Source organism: Caballeronia sp. LZ003 (assembly GCF_031451465.1).
GTDB lineage: Bacteria > Pseudomonadota > Gammaproteobacteria > Burkholderiales > Burkholderiaceae > Caballeronia.
Genome location: NZ_JARUXJ010000186.1, coordinates 39,063 through 56,778, shown reverse-complemented (window position 1 = coordinate 56,778; position 17,716 = coordinate 39,063). Strand labels below are relative to the sequence as shown.

The following is a 17,716-nucleotide window of genomic DNA, read 5'->3' as shown; positions in this document are numbered from 1 at the left end:
GCGGACATCAGAACCGCTTCCCCCAATCAATTCACAAGGCAACGATTCGTCATGCAGGAAACCGGCGGTCATCCGCTCTACAGACTGTCTCACGTCGATTTTGAAATCGGCGGCAAGCCGTTGCTGCACGATATCTCGCTCGATATCGGCGCGGGTGAAGTGGTCGGCCTGATCGGCCACAACGGCTCGGGCAAGACCTCGCTGATCCGGCTGCTCGCGCGCCTGCATCAACCGACGCGCGGCACGATCGAGTTCGATGGCCAGCCGCTTGCGAGCCTGCCGCACCGGCGCTTCGCGCAGCAGGTCGCGCATCTGCCGCAAACCACGCCCGCGACCGACGGGCTGCTGGTGCGCGAACTCGTGGCGCTCGGCCGCTATCCGTGGCATGGCGCGCTCGGCCGCTTCACGGCGGACGACCGCCGTCGCGTCGACGAGGCGATGGCTTGGACCGATGTCGCGCATTACGCGGACCGTCCGGTCGACAGTCTTTCGGGCGGCGAGCGGCAGCGCGTCTGGCTCGCGATGCTGATCGCGCAGGACAGCCGCTGCGTGTTGCTCGACGAGCCGACTTCGGCGCTCGATATCGGACATCAGCTCGGCGTGCTCGGTCTCGTGCGCAAGCTGTGCGACGAGCACGGCATGACCGCGGTGATCGTGCTGCACGATGTCAACATGGCGACGCGCTTCTGCACGCAACTCATCTCCCTGCGCGGCGGCAAGCTGCTGATGCAGACCGATCCCGCCGGAACCATGCGCGCCGACGTGTTGCAGGCGATCTACGGTGTGCCGATGGGCGTCATGACCGATTCGCTGAGCGGCCATCTGATCGGGTATCCGCGATGATGCGCCGTTCCGTTCCCGCCGCCGTGGCATCGCCCGATGCGATGCGTCGCCGCTGGCTCGGCGCGACGCTCGCCGCTGTCGCCGCCGTTAGCGCCGCGCCCGGCGCATTCGCCGCGCCAGCGCCCGCCGCCGCAACCGCACGCCGCATCGTCACGATGAACTGGGAACTCACCGAAACGCTGCTCGCGCTGGGCGTGGCGCCGGTGGGCACGTCGCTGCCGGACTGGTATCGCACGACCATCGTCGAGCCGCCGCTGCCGGCGGGCGTGGCCGATATCGGCTTGCTGTATCAGCCGAACTTCGACGTGCTGCGCATGCTCGCGCCCGATCTGTTCGTCATCACGGCAGAGCACGCGCCCGCGCGGCCGTCGCTCGAAAGGCTCGCGCCGACCATCACGCTGGGCGGATATATGTCGAGCGATACGCCGTATGCGGCGCTATGCGACGATACCGCGCGGCTGGCCGCGCGGCTGCAACGTCCGGCGCGCGCATCGGCGCTGATCGCGGACGCATCGCGCACGACCGAGGCCGTGCGCGCCCGGATCGCCGCGCGGCCGGAACTGAGCGCATCGCCCGTGATCGTCGCGGATCTGGTCGATGACCGGCATCTGCGCGTCTACGGGCGAGGCAGCCTGTTCGACGCGATGCTCGCGAAGCTCGGCGTGCGCAACGCAGTCAATCCATCGTCGGGTGGGCGCGTGTGGGCCACGCAAGCGGGCGCGGCGCTCGTGCCGCTGCAACGGCTCGTCGACGTGCAGCAGGCCAGTTTGCTGCTGGTGGCACCGGTCGCCGCGCCGGTCGTCGCGCAACTCCGCTACAACGCGATCTGGCAGGCGTTGCCGGCCGTGCGCGCGCGACGCGTCGCCAGGCTGCCGGTGATCGCGCCTTACGGCGGACTCGTGTCGATGCAACGCTTCGCGCACGCCATCGACAATGCGCTCGGTCTGATCGCGCAAGGAGGCGGCGGTGTCGCGTGATCTGACTGCATTGCCCGGCGCACAGCCGCCGCGCGACTATCGGCTGGCGCTGGTCGGGGTGCTCGGGCTGGTGGCGCTCGGGTTGTCGATTGCGGGCATCCACGCGGAACTGGGCGGCGCGTCGTTCTGGTCGACCGTCCTGGCGCCCGATCGTACCGATCTGCGTCAGGTGCTGGTGCGCGACAGCATGTTGCCGCGCATCGCGATGACGCTGTTGTGCGGAAGCGCATTGGCGCTGGCCGGCACGCTCGCGCAGCAGGTGCTCCGCAATCCGCTCGCGGAACCGATGACGCTCGGCATCTTTCCCGGCGCGTATCTCGCGCTGATGCTCGCCGAATTGTGGGCGCCGTCGCTGCTTGCCGGCGGACGCACGGCGGTGGCGCTCGGCGGCGGCGCGCTCGCGATGACGCTCGTCTTCGCGCTCGCCTGGCGGCAGCGCATGTCGTCGCTCGCGGTGATCCTCTCCGGCATGATCGTCAACTTGTATTGCGGTGCGATCGCGCTCGGCATCACGCTCGCGCACTTCGATCTGATGTGCGGGCTGATGATCTGGGGCGGCGGCGCGCTCGACCAGACCGCCTGGCAGGACAGCGCGCACTTGTTCCTGAGCGTGCTCGCGTGCTTCGCGGCGACCGTCTTCATGGTGCGTCCGCTCGGCGTGTTCGAGGCAGGCGATTCGACCGTGCAAGGTCTGGGCATCGCGTTGCAGCGCACGCGCTTCGCGGCGTTGCTGATCGCGGTGGTGCTGACCGCGTGCGTGGTGTCGGCGGTGGGCGTGATCGGCTTCGTCGGGCTGGCTGCGCCCACGCTCGCGCGGCTCGCGGGCGCGCGGCGGCTGCGTCAGCGCTTGGTGTGGGCGCCGTGCCTCGGCGCGGTGCTGCTCTGGTGTACCGATGAAATCGTCCGGCTGATCGCCGCAGGCGAGCTGTTCTCCGCCCATCTGGTGCCCACCGGCACGGTGACGTCGCTCTTGGGCGTGCCGCTTCTGCTCGCGTTACTGCCGCGCCTGCGCACGCAGCCCGACCTGCATACGGTCGCCATCGCGCATGCGCCGCCCGCGAAGCTCGCCCGGCGTCTGCCGTGGGCGTTCGTCGCGCTGGCGGTGGTGCTGACGTTGTGCTTTTGCGTATCGCGCGGGCTGGATGGCGGGTTCGTCGCCGATAAAAATGAAATCGCCGCGCTGATGTTCTGGCGTCTGCCGCATACCGTCGCGGCGCTCGCGGCGGGCGTGTTGCTCGCCATCGCGGGCACGCTGATCCAGCGTGTCACCGCCAATCCGATGGCGAGCCCCGACTTGCTCGGCGTGAGTTCGGGCGGCGCGCTGGGCATCGTGGTCGTCCTGTTCGCCGGTTTGACGTCGACGCCCGGCGCGCTGTTCGGCGGATGCCTCGCCGGCGCGATCGTGACGCTGGCGCTGCTGTTGTGGCTCGGCGCGCGCGCCTCGTTCGCGCCCGAACGGCTGTTGCTGATCGGCGTGGCCATCAGCGCGCTGTTTCAGGCCGTGGTCGGCGCGTTGCTCGCTAGCGGCGATCCGCGCGGCGGCCTGCTGATGAACTTCGTCATCGGCTCGACTTACTACGTCGAACCGTCTGCGGCGTACTCGGCCGCCGCCATCGCGATAGCGGGGCTTGCGCTCGCGCCGCTGATGTCGCGCTGGCTCGAAGCGCTGGGTCTGGGCACGACCATCGCCGATGGTCTCGGCGTGCCGGTCGTGCGCGCGCGCTTCGCGATCTTGATCTTGGCGTCCGTGCTGACGGCGGCATCGACCCTGATCGTCGGTCCGTTGTCCTTCGTCGGCCTGATCGCGCCGCATGTGGCGCGCTATTCCGGCGCGAGACGCCCCGCCATGCAAATGTGCGTCGCGGCGGTGTTCGGCGCGCTGCTGATGGGTCTGGCGGAGTGGCTCGGACGGCAGATCATGTTTCCCGAGGAGATGCCCGCCGGACTCGTCGCGACGCTGATCGGCGGTCCGTATCTGATCGCGCTGACGCTGCGCAAATCTGTTTCGTCGACCTGAGAAGGGCATCGGTCAGCGCGTATCACGTCAGGTTTTTGAAAGCAAATTATTTGTTCCGGCTAAGTGTGCAAATGCGAATCATTATCGTATAGTGATGCTCTCGAAACAGGAACGCTCGAATCGCGCGTCGATCCGTCCATCTGGTTCCGTGATGCGGGATGCGGTTCCTGACCGTAATAGGAATGCCATGCCGTTTCCTCGCGCCTGGTAGCTTCGCCGTTTTTCCAGGCGATCCATTCAGCATACCTAAACGTGTCCTTTGAATGTGGACAGTGCGGGCTTTCGACTTCACGCGGATACTTACATTAGAGATGAATAAGAATAGGGACTTGCGCCGCTCGACGCGGCACGACAAGCGGGTATCGATACGGTCTGGCCTGACGCCTTTTGCTTTGGCGCTCGTCGCCATCTGGGGGAGCCCGGCGCTGGCGCAGCAGGACACAGGCACGTCGCCGTCCGCCGCGACCTTGCCTTCCGTGGAAGTGAACGCGACACCGGACGCGACGACCGAAGGCAGCGGTTCCTATTCGGGCCGCACGGCGACGGTCGCGGGCAAGACGGAGCAGTCCATCAAGGAGATTCCCGCATCGGTGTCCGTGCTGACGCGACAACGCATGGACGACCAGAATCTGACGACGATTCAGGACGCGCTCAAGTACGTGACGGGCGTGCAGTCGGTCGATTACGGCGACGGCACGGCTTACTACAAGGCGCGCGGCAACTTTCTGGGCGTGCAGTTCGATGGCATTTCCATCGTGAGCGGCCTTCAGTATCTGCAACAGTTCGATCTCGCGATGTACGACCGCATCGAAGTGCTGCGCGGTCCTTCGGGCGTGATGGACGGCATCACCGATCCGGGCGGCACGGTGAACCTCGTGCGCAAGCGCCCGCAGGACACCTTTCATGTTGCGACGGAAACGCAGGTCGGTTCGTTCGGCAGCTTCCGTCAGATGATCGACGTGACCGGCCCGCTCAACAAGGATGGCTCATTGCGCGGCCGCGCGGTGATCGTCGGCAGCGATGCGTTGCAGTCGATCGATCGCACGCGTCAGAAAGAAGTGATGGCCTACGGCGCGCTCGACTACGACTTCGATCCGCGGACCACGTTGTCGTTGTCGGCGGGCTACCAGATCAATCCGATCAACGGCATCGACTACGGCGCGAGCGGCGTCACCGATCCGGACGGCAATCTGCTCGGACGTCTGCAAAGCTCGTACACGCAGAACTTCAGCCCGAGTTGGAACTACTCGTACACGTCGCTCGAAGAAGTCAACGGTAATCTCGTGCATCGTTTCGAGAACGGCTGGAAATCGCAGACGACCCTGTTCTATCGCCACGAACTCACGAAAGCCGACTACGCCTACGCGGGCCCCGGCGCTACCGCCGACGGTCTGTCCTACTTCGGCGAGCAACGCCAGCGCAACACATACAACTGGTGGGGCGCGGACACCAACGTGAGCGGACCGATCCGCGCGTTCGGCCAGATCCACACGCTGACGATCGGTGCGAATTACTCGCTCCAGACTGGAACGGCGGAATCGGGCTTCGTCGCGCTCAACGGCCCGTTCAACGGCCAAACGTTCAGTCTCTTCGATCCGAACGCGGTCACGAAGACCGATGTGCCGTTCTCCTTCGGCTCGAACAATCGCACCGAGCAGTACGGCATCTATGCGCAGGCGCGAATCAAGCTGCTCACGCCGCTCACGCTGGTACTCGGCGCACGCGAGGCATTCCTGCAGGAAACGTCGCAGTCGACCATTCCGGCGGTCGAGGACTGGGCGACGCAGGCGCAGGTGAATCATCGTTTCCTGCCGAACGTCGGTCTGGTCTACGACATCACGCGCTCGCTGACTGCTTATGCAAGTTATTCACGCTTTCTGACCGCGCAGACCGCGCTCACTTATACAGGCGGCTTGCTGCCGCCGCGCTCGGGAGAGCAATACGAAGTCGGTCTCAAGAGCAGCTTCCTGAACAACCGCCTGACGACCACCGCGGCGGTGTTTCACATCAACGACAACAACCGCGCGATCACCGATCCCGACAACCCGACCGGATCGATTGCGGGCGGCAAGTCCACGGACGAGGGATTCGAGTTCGAAGTGGCGGGTCAGCCCGTCGAAAACTGGAATGTCTACGCGGGCTACACCTATCTCAACGTCAACTACGACAACGATCAGCCCGATCTGACGACCGGCACTGATCCGAAGCATCTGTTCAAGCTGTGGACGAACTACCTGTTCACACAAGGCACGTTGCGCGGTATCTCGGTCGGCGGCGGCATGCTCGCGCAGACGCGCATTTTGCGCGGCGTGGAACAGGGCGCATATGCGATTTTCAACGCGCAGGTCGGTTATCGGTTCAACAAGCATCTGCAGGCATCGGTCAATCTGAACAATATTTTCAATCGCGATTACTACATTCGTCCGCCGGGCAATTTTTACAGTGAATTCGGTCAGCGCCGTAATGTCATGCTGACGGTCCGTTCGGACTTCTGATTTTACTGTCGAAGCAAGTTATGCCGCTTCGACACTCGGCCGAGGCCCGCGAAAGCGGGTCGCCGTATTGCATTGTTTCGGGGATGTATCGCGGCCCCGGAAAGACTTGACAGCCGATACCCAGCACTTTAATTTGTTTCGAGTTGCCAATAATTCTCATTTACGTTAGAGCGCGTATCGCAGGTGTATGTCGGGGGTGTGACGACATGTCATTCGGATAGCTGAATGTTTCATGAACACACTCATCACGTACGCGATTGCGTCATTCGTCATCGTCGAGGCGCGCGGCTGACATGCCGCCGTATCGTTCGCCACGCACCACGACATTCCGGGCCTTTCGCACCATCAGGACCTTCAGGGCCTCGCCCGTCTCCCAGAGTCAGCCGCAGGAAAACCGCCATGACCCACGCCTCGTCTTCGCTGTTTGATTTCTCGCCTTTCGCCGGCCAGAGCGAACGCTATGTCGATCTCATCAAGCAATTCGCCGCCGCGCAGCCGTTTCGCAGCGCGGAAGTCAGCGAACTGGTGCTGGACGACGATTATCATCGCCGTCCGCTGCGTCCGGAAGATTTTGAGTTCCTGAAGTTCGCCAAACCTGTACGCCCGCACAACGTGAGCCGCTTGCCGGCGTTGGCGTCGAACCGGACCTTGCTGTCGATCTACGAACTCGGTACGGCGCGGTTGCCGCGCAACGCGAACGAAGCGGAATGGAACCGCTTCGTGCAGTTCTATAGCGACGACGCGCAAGTGCTCGGCGCGCAGATCGCGCCGTTTCTCGAAGCCTACGCGTTCGAGTTCCTGTCGCGGGATCAGACGCCGTCGGCCGATGCAGCCGGACTGGCGCGCATTCTCGAAGCAGAATCGCTGTTCTGGGATCAAACGTTTGCCCGTCTCATGCGCAACGATTATCTGGAAGAGGGATTGCGCTTCATCATGGTCCAACGCTGGTCGCTGGCGCCGTCGAAGCAGCGTGCGCTCGCGCGAGCGGCCGCCAGCGGTTTGTTCGACATGCTGCCGGTCGAACTGCGCCCCGCGCTCGACAACCTTCCCGCCGATGCCGCGCTGCACGAAAAAGTCGCCGCTTCATGCGGTGTGACGCGCCAGCAGCACGCGTACTGGCAATTCTATCTGCCGACCAGCATGGCGAAATGCAATCTGCTGTATGCACTCGCGCGCAGGCCGGATCGCGCGTTCGGTCTGGTCGGCGCGGCGTTCGCCGCCGAAGCCGAAGCGCTCGCTTTCAGTCTTGCGCTGGAACGCGCGTGCGCCCATCTGACGTCCGCCAATCGTGGTGCGGGCGGCGCGGCCGATGCGCAAGCGCGCCAGGCCGAATTGCTGGAACGCGCATCGCACGCGTTGCAATCGATCGGCACGGCCTACGGCGCAAGCGCGCAAGCGATGGCCGCGCAAGGCATCGGCGCGGCGGAGCGGCTGTGCGAACGCGCGCGCTGGGACTTGGGCGAGCAACTGCTGTGGCTTTCGTCGATTCGTCATTACGTCGCGTTCGCGCACCGGATCAGCACGCGTATCGACGCGGAGTGTCCGGACATCGATCGCGAGACGTTTATCGAGCCGCATGAAATGTGCTCGACGACCCATGTCCACAACGATCATCGGCTCGTGACGATCCAGGAAGGCGAGATGCTCTTCTGGGGCAATGTCGGCATGCAGCACAAGATGAACGAAGGCGACATGGTGTTGATTCCCGATGGCCGGCTTCATGGGTCGACGGTGGTGTCGGGCGAATGCACGTATCACCAGCCGATCATTCCCGACGAATGGGTCCAGGCGCTGGTCGCCGAACTCGACGCCAAGGCTTCGACCTGATCAAGCACGCCAGGCGCGCTCACACCCGCGCCGCGATCCGCTGATTTCAGAGCGCCCGGCACAGGGCGCCTGTTCCCCGCATGGACACGCTTTCATCGGCGAGCCGCAGCGCCTGTGGCTCGCAGGCGTTCGCCCGCGCACGACGCAGGCGGACACGTGAAGAACGAGGATATCTACAATGCGAAGGGAAGAGGACAAAGTGGACGATCAGGCAGCGAACGCCGACGCCGGGATGACGCAGGCAGCTGCGCAGACAACCGCGCAGGCAGCCCCTCCGGTGGCCGAGGGATTCGATCCGGGCGACTGGACGAGCCGCATCATCGCGGGCCGCGCGACGGGCGCGGATGTGCGACGGCCCGCCTGGCTCGATGCATCCTATGCAACGCTGCGCACGCAGGTGATGGACCCGGCCTATCCGTGCTTCTTCGGCACGATGGCGGAAAAGCGCGGCGAGATGTTTTATTCGTACGTGAACGGCAAGGACATCGGCCAGCTTGCCGCGACCATGCAGACCTTCGCGGAACTGGTATCGCTGCCGCAGTATCGCAAGAACAATATTGCCGTGTTCTTCGAGCCGGATGCCGAACCGCTGTCGCACGATGCGTATCACGCGTTGTTCTGGAAGATCCTTCAGCACCTGCACGATGTCGATCCCGATCCGAACGCGGATGCGCAACCCGAGCCGTCAAGCGAAGACTGGGAGTTTTCGTTCGCGGGCGTGGAGACTTTCGTCGTGTGCGCGTGCCCGTCGTTCCGCGCGCGTCATAGCCGCAATCTCGGCCCGGGCATGGTGCTGCTGTTTCAGCCGCGCAGCGTATTCGTCGACACGATCACGAACAAGGTCATCGGCCGCGAGGCGCGCAATCAGGTGCGCAAACGCCTCGAAACGTGGGACGAGATTCCGGCCCACCCCGACCTGGGCTTCTTCGGCGATCCGGGCAACCTCGAATGGAAGCAGTACTTTCTCGACGACGGCAATACGCCGGCCGACGACCGTTGTCCATTCCTGAAACGGCAGCGCCAGGCCAAGGTGGAAGCGGCGGAACCGCCGCCCGCGAAGCCCGCCGCGCGTCCGACATGGTGGCAGCGTCCGAGCACGGCGGCCAACCCACTGTACCCGCTGCGTCCGGTCCTTCACTCGGTGGAACATCGTCGCGCGCCGCATCGCGAACGAGACTTTCACGAACACGACGAAGACTGATTGCGTCACTGCTTTGCACACGCCCACGCGCAAACGAGATGGTGAAATGGCTGAGAACATGATTGAGCAGTTGCGGACGCTGGCCGTCTCGCGCGCGAACCACACGGCGCTCGTGACCGTCGACGCGACCGGCGACACGCGTTACGACTATGCGGCGCTGGATCGCCGCGCCACGGCGCTCGCACGCTGTCTGCGCGACGCGCACGGCTGGACGAACGGCGTCCGCGTGCTGTTGATGATGGATAGCGGCCTCGACTACGTGGCCGCGTTTTTCGGTTGCCTGTACGCCGGTGCGATCGCGGTGCCGGCCTATCCCCCGGAATCCTTGCGCGGGCAGCATCTGACGCGTCTTTCGGCCATCGCGGCGGACGCGGATGCGGCGTTCATCGTAACCACGCGCGCACTGGAGGCGAGGCTCGGCGATGCGTTCGCCGCCATCGCCCCGAGCGCGGCACGCCTGACGATGGACGCACTCGATATCGAACGCGATGCGTATTCGTTCGAGCCGTATCGCGCGGCGGCATCGGATATCGCGTTTCTGCAATACACGTCGGGTTCCACGTCGACGCCCAAGGGCGTGATGGTCACGCACGGCAGCCTCTGGGCCAACGAGTCGGCGATCCGCGAAGGGCTGGGTGTGACCCGCGACGATGTCTTCGTATCCTGGCTGCCGCTGTACCACGACATGGGACTGATCGGCACGCTGTCGCAACCGGTGTTCAGCGGCATTCCGCTCGTGCTGATGTCGCCGCAATACTTTCTCGAGCGTCCGGTGCGCTGGCTCGATGCCATCGCGCGGCATCGCGGCACGATTTCCGGGGGTCCCGATTTCGCCTATCGTCTGTGCGCGGATCGCGTGAACGACGCCCAGCGCGATGCGCTCGATCTGTCGAGCTGGCGCGTGGCGTTTTCCGGTTCGGAGCCGGTGCGCAAGCCGACGCTCGATGCTTTCGTCGCGCGCTTCTCGCCCGCACGCTTCGACGCCGATGCGCTGTTTCCCTGCTATGGGCTCGCCGAAGCGACGCTGTACGTGACCGGCGTCGCGCGTCGCACGGGCGCGCGTGCGCCGTCGTTCGACGATGCGGCGGTGGCGCAAAGGCGCGCGCGCGTGGGCGTGGGCGGCGCGCGCGCGAGCGCCATCGTGTCATGCGGGCGGCCCGCGAGCGGACATGCGATCGCCATCGTCGATGCCGAGCGCGGCGAGCCGTTACAGGCCGGTGAGATCGGCGAGATCTGCGTGAACGGGCCGAGCGTCGCGGCGGGATACTGGCGTCGCGCGGACGCGAGCGCCGCCACCTTCGTGCAGCGCGATGGCGCGACGTGGCTGCGCACCGGCGACCTCGGCTTCATGCACGAAGGCGAGTTGTATATCGCGGGGCGCATCAAGGATGTTTTGATCGTGCGCGGGCGCAACCTGTTTCCGCAAGATCTCGAACTCGCGATCGAGCGCGATGTGGACATCGTGCGGCGCGGGCGCATCGCGGCGTTTTCCGTCGATATCGACGGGCGTGCGGCCATCGGCATCGCGGCGGAAGTGTCGCCGAAGATGCGCAAGCTGGTCGCGCCGGCGGACCTCGCGGCGGCCTTGACCGAAGCCGTTGCGCTCGCTTGCGGCGAACCCGCGAGCGCGATCGCGCTCCTCAGTCCGGGCGGCCTGCCGAAAACGTCGAGCGGCAAGGTGCAGCGTGCGGCCTGCGCGCTCGGCTGGACGCAACGTTCGCTCGATGCGTATGCGTGGTTTGTGCAAGGCGGACGCATCGATAACGACGAAGCGTCGCCGAGCGCGGATACATCGTTATCTGAAACGGAGCACGCACTCGCCGCGCTGTGGGCCGACGCGCTGCCCGGATCGAACCCGGCGAACGCCGATGCGAGTTTCTTCGCGCTAGGCGGCAACTCGCTGGCAGCGGTGCAGATCGCGGCTTCGGCGAGCGCACACTGGTCGATCGCCTTCACGCCGCGCGACGTTTTCTCCGCGCCTGTGTTACGCGATGCCGCGATCCGCGTGAACGCGCTTCGCGCGCAAGGTGTCACGGCCACGCTCGCGCCGATTCCGCACCTCTCCGGCAAGCAGCGTGCAAGCTCGCGTGCGTCCGACGCGCAGCGCGGTCTGTGGCTGACATGGCACCACGATCCGTCGAGCGCGGCGTACAACATGAGCGGCGAACTGCGTCTGAACGGCGAACTCGATGTGCCCGCGCTGCAACGCGCCTTCGATGCAGTCGTGCAGCGGCACGACATCTTGCGCGCGCGCTTCGAGATCGATGACGATGGCGAGCCGTTGCAACTGATCGACGACTCGCTCGTCGTGAGACTGGACCATACGCTGTCCGGCGACAACCTCGACGCGATCACGAGGACGATCGCGCGCGCGCCGTTCGATCTCGAACGCGGGCCGCTTGTCCGCGCGCATCTGGTGAGCGTGAGTCCGCGCGAGCATCGTCTGCTGCTGGCGATGCATCATGTCATCGCGGATGGCTGGTCGGTGAACGTGTTGCTGGCATCGCTCGCCGATGCCTACCACGGACGCTTCGACCACGCGCCGCAGCGTCTGCAATTCGCGGACTACGTTGCGTGGGATCGCGCCAACACCGGTGCCGCCGCGCTGGCCGCGCAACTCGATTACTGGCGGGCGCAACTCGCGTCCGACGGCGATCCGGCGGCCGCCGCACGTCTGTTTCCGGCTGCGGACGGTACGCTCGCCGGTCGTCAGCGCCACACCTCGTTCGCGCTGCCGTCCGATTTGGCCGCACGCTTGCGCGACTTTGCGGGCGAGCATCGTGCGTCGCTGTTTATGGCTGTGCTCGCGATCCTCAACGTCGTGCTGCATGAATCGAGCGGCAAGGACGATATCCGCGTCGGCGCGCCGGTGTCGCGGCGCTTGCGGCCCGAAGCGCAGGACATCGTCGGCTACTTCATCAATGTGCAGGTCTTGCGCACGCACATCACGCCGGATCTGCATTTCGGCTCGCTCGTCGAAGCCGCGCGCGATACCGTGCTCGGCGCGCATGAGAACCGGGACGTGCCGTTCGATCGGCTCGTAAGCGCCTTGTTGCCCCGACGCGCGCAAGCCGGCGATGTGCTGTTCCAGGTCAAGCTCACCGAACAGCGTCCGTTCGCGGAACATCTGTTCGCGCCTCTCGATGCCTCCGTGCGTGTCTTGCCGAACGATGCGCCGCACTTCGATCTCGCGCTCGACTTCACCGATACGGGCGGCCAAATCGATTTTCTCGTCGCTTACGACGATGCCGTGTTCGACGCCGCTTTCGTCTCGCATTTGACGAATACGTTCGTGCGATCGGCACAGCGTCTGCTCGATGCGCCCGATGTTCCGATCGGACGTCTTCCGAACGAGCACGCACCGGCACAATCACGCTTCGATACCGAAACCGATGTGTTGAGCCTGTGGAACACGAGTGTCGCGCGACATGGCGACAGGGTCGCGCTGCGCGACGGCGATCGCAGTGCGACTTTCGCCGAGCTCGATGCCGCCGCCAATGCGCTTGCGGCGCAATTCGTCGCACGCGATATCACCCTCGAAGCGCGCGTGGGTGTGCTGGCCGAGCGTTCCATCGAACATGTGATGGGCATGCTCGCCTCACTGAAAGCGGGCGCTACATGGGTGCCGCTCGACGCGCGAGCGCCCGTTGCACGACTGGCGTCGCAGTTGCGCGATTGTGGCGCGAAACTGCTGTTGCATGCGGCGCCTTTGCCGGCCGGATTAAGCGCAACGAACACGACAGCGCTACCGATATGCTTCGACGCGCACACTGACCGGGCGACGCACGCGCCATCAGCCGTTTTGGCGCATCCCGATCGCGCCGCGTACATGATCTACACGTCGGGCTCGACGGGCGAACCGAAAGGCGTGATCGTCACGCATCGCGCGCTCGGCAATTACGTTCAAGGCATGCTGTCGACGTTGAATATCGATGGTCACGCGTCTTTCGCGATGGTGTCGACGCCTGCGGCCGATCTCGGCCACACGGTTTTGTTCGGCGCATTGTGCTCGGGGCGCACGCTGCATCTGCTCGCGCCTGAACTGGCATTCGATCCCGATAGATTCGCGCGCTACATGTCCGAACATTGCATCGGCATACTGAAGATCGTGCCGAGTCATTTGTCCGCGTTGCTGAGTGCCGCGCGACCGCGTGACGTGCTGCCGACGCAAGCGCTGATCGTCGGCGGCGAGGCAACGTCTGCCGCGTTACTCGAACGTCTGCGCGCGCTTCAGCCCGTGTGCCGAATTTTCAACCACTATGGCCCGACCGAAACCACCGTGGGGGTCGCGATGCACGAATGGCAGGCCATCATGGACAGGCAACGCGATCTGCCGCTCGGCGCGGCGCTGCCGAATACGCGCATTCATGTTCTCGATGCAGCGATGCAAGTGGTCGAGCCGGGCGCGGTGGGCGAACTCTACGTGGGCGGACCCGGTGTCGCGCGCGGTTATCACGGCCGCGCGGGTCTGAGCGCCGAGCGTTTCGTGCCGGATCCGTTCGCGCTGGGCGCGCGTCTGTACCGAACCGGCGATCGCGCGCGCATCGGTGCTGACGGCTTGCTCGAGTATCTCGGCCGCGTGGACGATCAGGTGAAGGTGCGCGGATATCGCGTCGAGCCTGCGGAAGTGGAACGCGCGCTGCAACGTGTCGACGGCGTTCGCGGCGGCGCGGTGCTGGCACACGACGCGGAAAGCGGTACGCGGCTCGTGGCGTTCGTCGCGGGCGACGTTTCGGCGGATGCGGTGCGCAGCAGCATATCGGCATGGCTGCCGGACTATATGGTCCCGGCCGATATCGTGATCGTCGATGCGTTGCCGCTGAACGCGAACGGTAAGCTTGACCGCGCCGCATTGCAGGCATGGTTGCCTGCGGTGTCGTCAGCCGCCGCGCCCGCCGATCTCGACGCACCGCGCGGCGCGACCGAAATCCTGCTCGCGCGACTTTGGGCGGATGTGATCGGACTGGAAGCGAACGCAATCGATCGCCGATGCAATTTCTTCGAGGCGGGCGGCGACTCGATTCTCGGCCTCAAGGTCGTGGCGAAAGCGCGCAAGGCGAATGTGTCGCTCACGCCGAAGCTGCTGTTTCAACGACTCACGCTGGCGCAACTCGCGCAGCGGCTCGACGAAGCGTCCACAGCAGCGGATACACCGGTGCGTCGGCAAACCACGATTCCGCGCTTGCCCGATGCATCGCGCGGGCGGACGCGGGCATCGTATGCACAGCAGCGTCAATGGTTCATGTGGCAGTTGTCGCCTGCGAGCAGCGCGTATCACGTCGCGGGCGGATTGTGGCTGAATGGCGCGGTGAATGCGTCAGCCTTGCGTGCGAGCGTCGAAGCGATCGTCGCGCGTCACGAAGTGCTGCGCACACGCTTCATCGCCGATGAAGCGGGGCAGGTCGAACAATGGATCGACGCGCACGCCGCGCTCGACTGGCAAGAGGCCACGCTGGCGGCAAGTGAGATCGACGACGCCGCGCGTGCGCTGGCGAATCGTCCGTTCGATCTCGCGCAAGGTCCGCTGCTGCGCGCGGCGCTCTATCACGGTCAAGAAGGGCGCAGCCTGTTCGTGCTGGCGATGCATCACATCGTCTCGGACGGCTGGTCGGTGCGCGTGCTGCTCGAAGAGTTGGTGGCGCATTACCGCGCCGCCGTGCTGAACGAGTCGCTGACGCTGCCCGCGCTCGATGTGCAATACGCGGACTACGCCGCGTGGCAACGCGAATGGCTGGATGCGGGCGAACGGGACAAGCAACTCGTGTACTGGCGCGAGGCGCTGGGCGACGCGCAAGCCGTGCTCGCGCTACCCACCGATGCACCGCGTCAGGCGCAGGCCGCGTATCGCGCGGCGCGTCATCGTGTGCGCTTGCCGGACACGCTCGCGCAAGCGCTGAAGGCGCGCGCGCAAGCGACATCGACGACGCCGTTCATGGTGTTGCTCACGGCGTTCGAGGCGCTGTTGCATCGCTACACGGGACAAGACGATATTCGCGTCGGCGTGCCGGTGGCGAATCGTCACCGGATGGAGACGGAGCCGTTGATCGGCTTCTTCGTGAATACGCAGGTGCTGCGCGCGCGCATCGATAGCGGCACGACGCTCGATGCGTTGCTCGAACAGACGCGTCAGGCCACGCTCGGCGCGCAGGCGCATCAGGATGTGCCGTTCGATGCACTGGTCGACGCGCTGCGTCCCGAGCGCAGCCTCAGTCATACGCCGCTGTTTCAGGTCATGTTCAATCATCAACGCAGCGACTGGCGCGTGCTGGAGCAACTTCCCGGACTTGCCATCGAACCTTACGGCCTGCCCGCGCCGATGGCTCAATTCGAACTGTCGCTCGATACTCGCGAGGACGCCGACGGCGCCATCTCGCTGGAAGTGACTTACGCGCGCGAGTTGTTCAACGAGGCGACCATCGCGCGTCTCGCACGGCATTACCAACGCATTCTCGCGGCGTTCGCGCAGGATACGGCGGCCAGCGTGCGAATCGGCGAGATCGCGTTGATCGACGATATCGAAGCGGAAACGCTGTCGCGCTGGAGCGTGAACCCGACGCGCTACGAGGGTTACGCGCCCGTGTTCCGCGCGTTCGAGCGTCACGCGGCCCTGCATCCGGACGACGCGGCGCTGCTGTTCGGCGACGAAACGATGCGCTACGGCGAACTGAACGCGCGCGCGAATCGTCTTGCCCGCTGGTTGCGGGCGCAAGGCGTCGGCGTGGAATCGCGCGTGGGTATCGCCGCGTTGCGCTCCTTCGACTTGCTGATCGCGCTGTATGCGATCGTCAAGGCAGGCGCGGCCTATCTGCCGCTCGATCCGTCATATCCCGACGAGCGGCTGGCCTTCATGATCGAGGACAGCCGGCCGGATGTGGTGTTGCGTCAGCGCGAAGTCGCGCTTCCTTCGGTCGATGGCGTGCCGTGCTTCGCACTGGAAGACATCGACACGCGCGGCTTCGACACTGCCGATCTCGATGTCCCGCTTCACGGCGCGAATCTGGCGTATGTGATCTATACGTCAGGCTCCACCGGCAAACCGAAGGGCGTCGGCAATCGTCACGACGCGTTGTGGAATCGGCTCGAATGGATGCAGCGCGAGTACACACTGCGTCGCGGCGAAACCGTGCTGCAAAAAACGCCGTTCAGCTTCGACGTCTCGGTCTGGGAGTTTTTCTGGCCGCTGATGGTCGGCGCGCGTCTGGCCATTGCCGCGCCGGAAGCGCATCGCGATCCCGCCGTGCTGGCCGCGACCATGCGCCGCCATGCAGTCACCACGCTGCATTTCGTGCCGTCGATGCTGCAAGCGTTCGTCGCGAGCGGCGCGGCGTCCGGCTGCGGCGAGGCGCTCACGCGCATCGTCTGTAGCGGCGAAGCGTTGTCCGCCGACTTGCGCCAGCGCGTCGCCGCTGCTTTGCCTGCGGTCGCGTTGCACAACCTGTATGGACCGACCGAAGCAGCCATCGACGTGACCGCGTGGACCTGCGTGGACGAAGCCGCGCGCGCCGTACCCATCGGCCGGCCGATCGCCGCGACGCAAACCCGGGTGCTCGATGCGCGCATGACGCCGGTGGCGGCGGGCGTGCCAGGCGAGTTGTATCTCGGCGGCGCGGGACTCGCGCGCGGCTATCTCGGCCGCGCGGCGCTGACCGCCGAACGTTTCGTGCCGGACCCGTTCGCGACCGAGCCGGGTGCACGTCTGTACCGCACCGGCGATGTCGTGCGCTGGCGCGATGACGGCGCGCTCGACTGTCTGGGCCGCGTCGACCATCAGGTGAAGCTGCGCGGCTTGCGGATCGAACTCGGCGAGATCGAGGCGGCGCTGATCGGGCGCGGCGTGCGCGAAGCCGTCGTGATGGCGCGCGACGAGCGGCTCGTTGCGTGGGTGACGGGCGACGCGCTCGACCCGGACGATCTGCGCGCAGCCCTCGCGCGAACGCTGCCGGACTACATGGTGCCGTGGCGCATCGTGCCGCTTTCCGCGATGCCGCTCAACGCCAACGGCAAGGTCGATCGTCACGCGCTGCCGCAACCGGCTCTCGATCGCGCGACCGGCGACACGCCGTGGGAAGCGCCGCGCGACGGCATCGAAAGCGAACTCGCGTCGATCTGGGCGACGCTGCTCGGCATCGAGCGCATCGGCAGACACGACAAATTCTTCGATCTGGGCGGCCATTCGCTGCTCGCGGTGCAGTTGAACGCGCGCATCGGGCTCGAACTGGGCACGAGCCTGCCGCTCGCGACGCTGTTCAATGCGCCGACGCTCGCGGCGCAGGCGGCGGCCGTGGCGCAAATGCGCGCCGCGCAGCCATCGGACGACGCGCTTCGCGGCCTGGATCTCTTCATGGATACGCTTTGA

The 17,716-nt window shown here is 65.5% G+C and carries 7 protein-coding genes; all 7 read left to right on the top strand.

Translation table 11 applies throughout. The features are described from left to right. Positions 1-51 precede the first annotated feature (51 nt). The 7 genes from QCE79_RS33910 to QCE79_RS33880 all read left to right on the top strand — a co-directional run bounded on the left by QCE79_RS33910 (position 52) and on the right by QCE79_RS33880 (position 17,716). Complete coding sequence (locus QCE79_RS33910) at positions 52-843, top strand: ATP-binding cassette domain-containing protein (RefSeq protein ID WP_309851978.1); 792 nt, start codon at positions 52-54, stop codon at positions 841-843. Then, positions 840-1,820, top strand: coding sequence for an ABC transporter substrate-binding protein (locus QCE79_RS33905; protein ID WP_309851975.1), 981 nt, complete (start codon positions 840-842; stop codon positions 1,818-1,820). The genes QCE79_RS33910 and QCE79_RS33905 overlap by 4 nt, the downstream gene beginning before the upstream one ends. Beyond that, entirely contained in the window at positions 1,810-3,837 is a 2,028-nt protein-coding gene (gene fhuB, locus QCE79_RS33900) for a Fe(3+)-hydroxamate ABC transporter permease FhuB (protein WP_309851972.1), read from the top strand. The genes QCE79_RS33905 and fhuB overlap by 11 nt, the downstream gene beginning before the upstream one ends. A gap of 311 nt (positions 3,838-4,148) precedes the next feature. After that, the gene (locus tag QCE79_RS33895) at positions 4,149-6,332 is read left to right on the top strand and encodes a TonB-dependent siderophore receptor (RefSeq protein ID WP_309851969.1); all 2,184 of its coding nucleotides are present in this window, start codon (positions 4,149-4,151) and stop codon (positions 6,330-6,332) included. A 399-nt stretch (positions 6,333-6,731) separates the two neighbouring features. Next, positions 6,732-8,159 (top strand): peptide synthetase, encoded by a 1,428-nt coding sequence (locus QCE79_RS33890; RefSeq protein ID WP_309851966.1) that lies wholly within the window; start codon positions 6,732-6,734, stop codon positions 8,157-8,159. 232 nt (positions 8,160-8,391) lie between these two features. Then, positions 8,392-9,360: a YqcI/YcgG family protein gene (locus tag QCE79_RS33885; protein WP_309852011.1), complete on the top strand. Its 969-nt coding sequence runs from the start codon at positions 8,392-8,394 to the stop codon at positions 9,358-9,360. Between the two features lie 46 nt (positions 9,361-9,406). Then, a complete protein-coding gene (locus QCE79_RS33880) occupies positions 9,407-17,716 on the top strand; it encodes a non-ribosomal peptide synthetase (RefSeq protein ID WP_309851964.1) in 8,310 nt (2,769 codons plus the stop codon).

Coding starts and splice junctions, on each gene's coding strand:
- QCE79_RS33910 (WP_309851978.1), top strand. CDS start 52: ATGCAGGAAACCGGCGGTCATCCGCTCTACAGACTGTCTCACGTCGAT.
- QCE79_RS33905 (WP_309851975.1), top strand. CDS start 840: ATGATGCGCCGTTCCGTTCCCGCCGCCGTGGCATCGCCCGATGCGATG.
- QCE79_RS33895 (WP_309851969.1), top strand. CDS start 4,149: ATGAATAAGAATAGGGACTTGCGCCGCTCGACGCGGCACGACAAGCGG.
- QCE79_RS33890 (WP_309851966.1), top strand. CDS start 6,732: ATGACCCACGCCTCGTCTTCGCTGTTTGATTTCTCGCCTTTCGCCGGC.
- QCE79_RS33885 (WP_309852011.1), top strand. CDS start 8,392: ATGACGCAGGCAGCTGCGCAGACAACCGCGCAGGCAGCCCCTCCGGTG.
- QCE79_RS33880 (WP_309851964.1), top strand. CDS start 9,407: ATGGCTGAGAACATGATTGAGCAGTTGCGGACGCTGGCCGTCTCGCGC.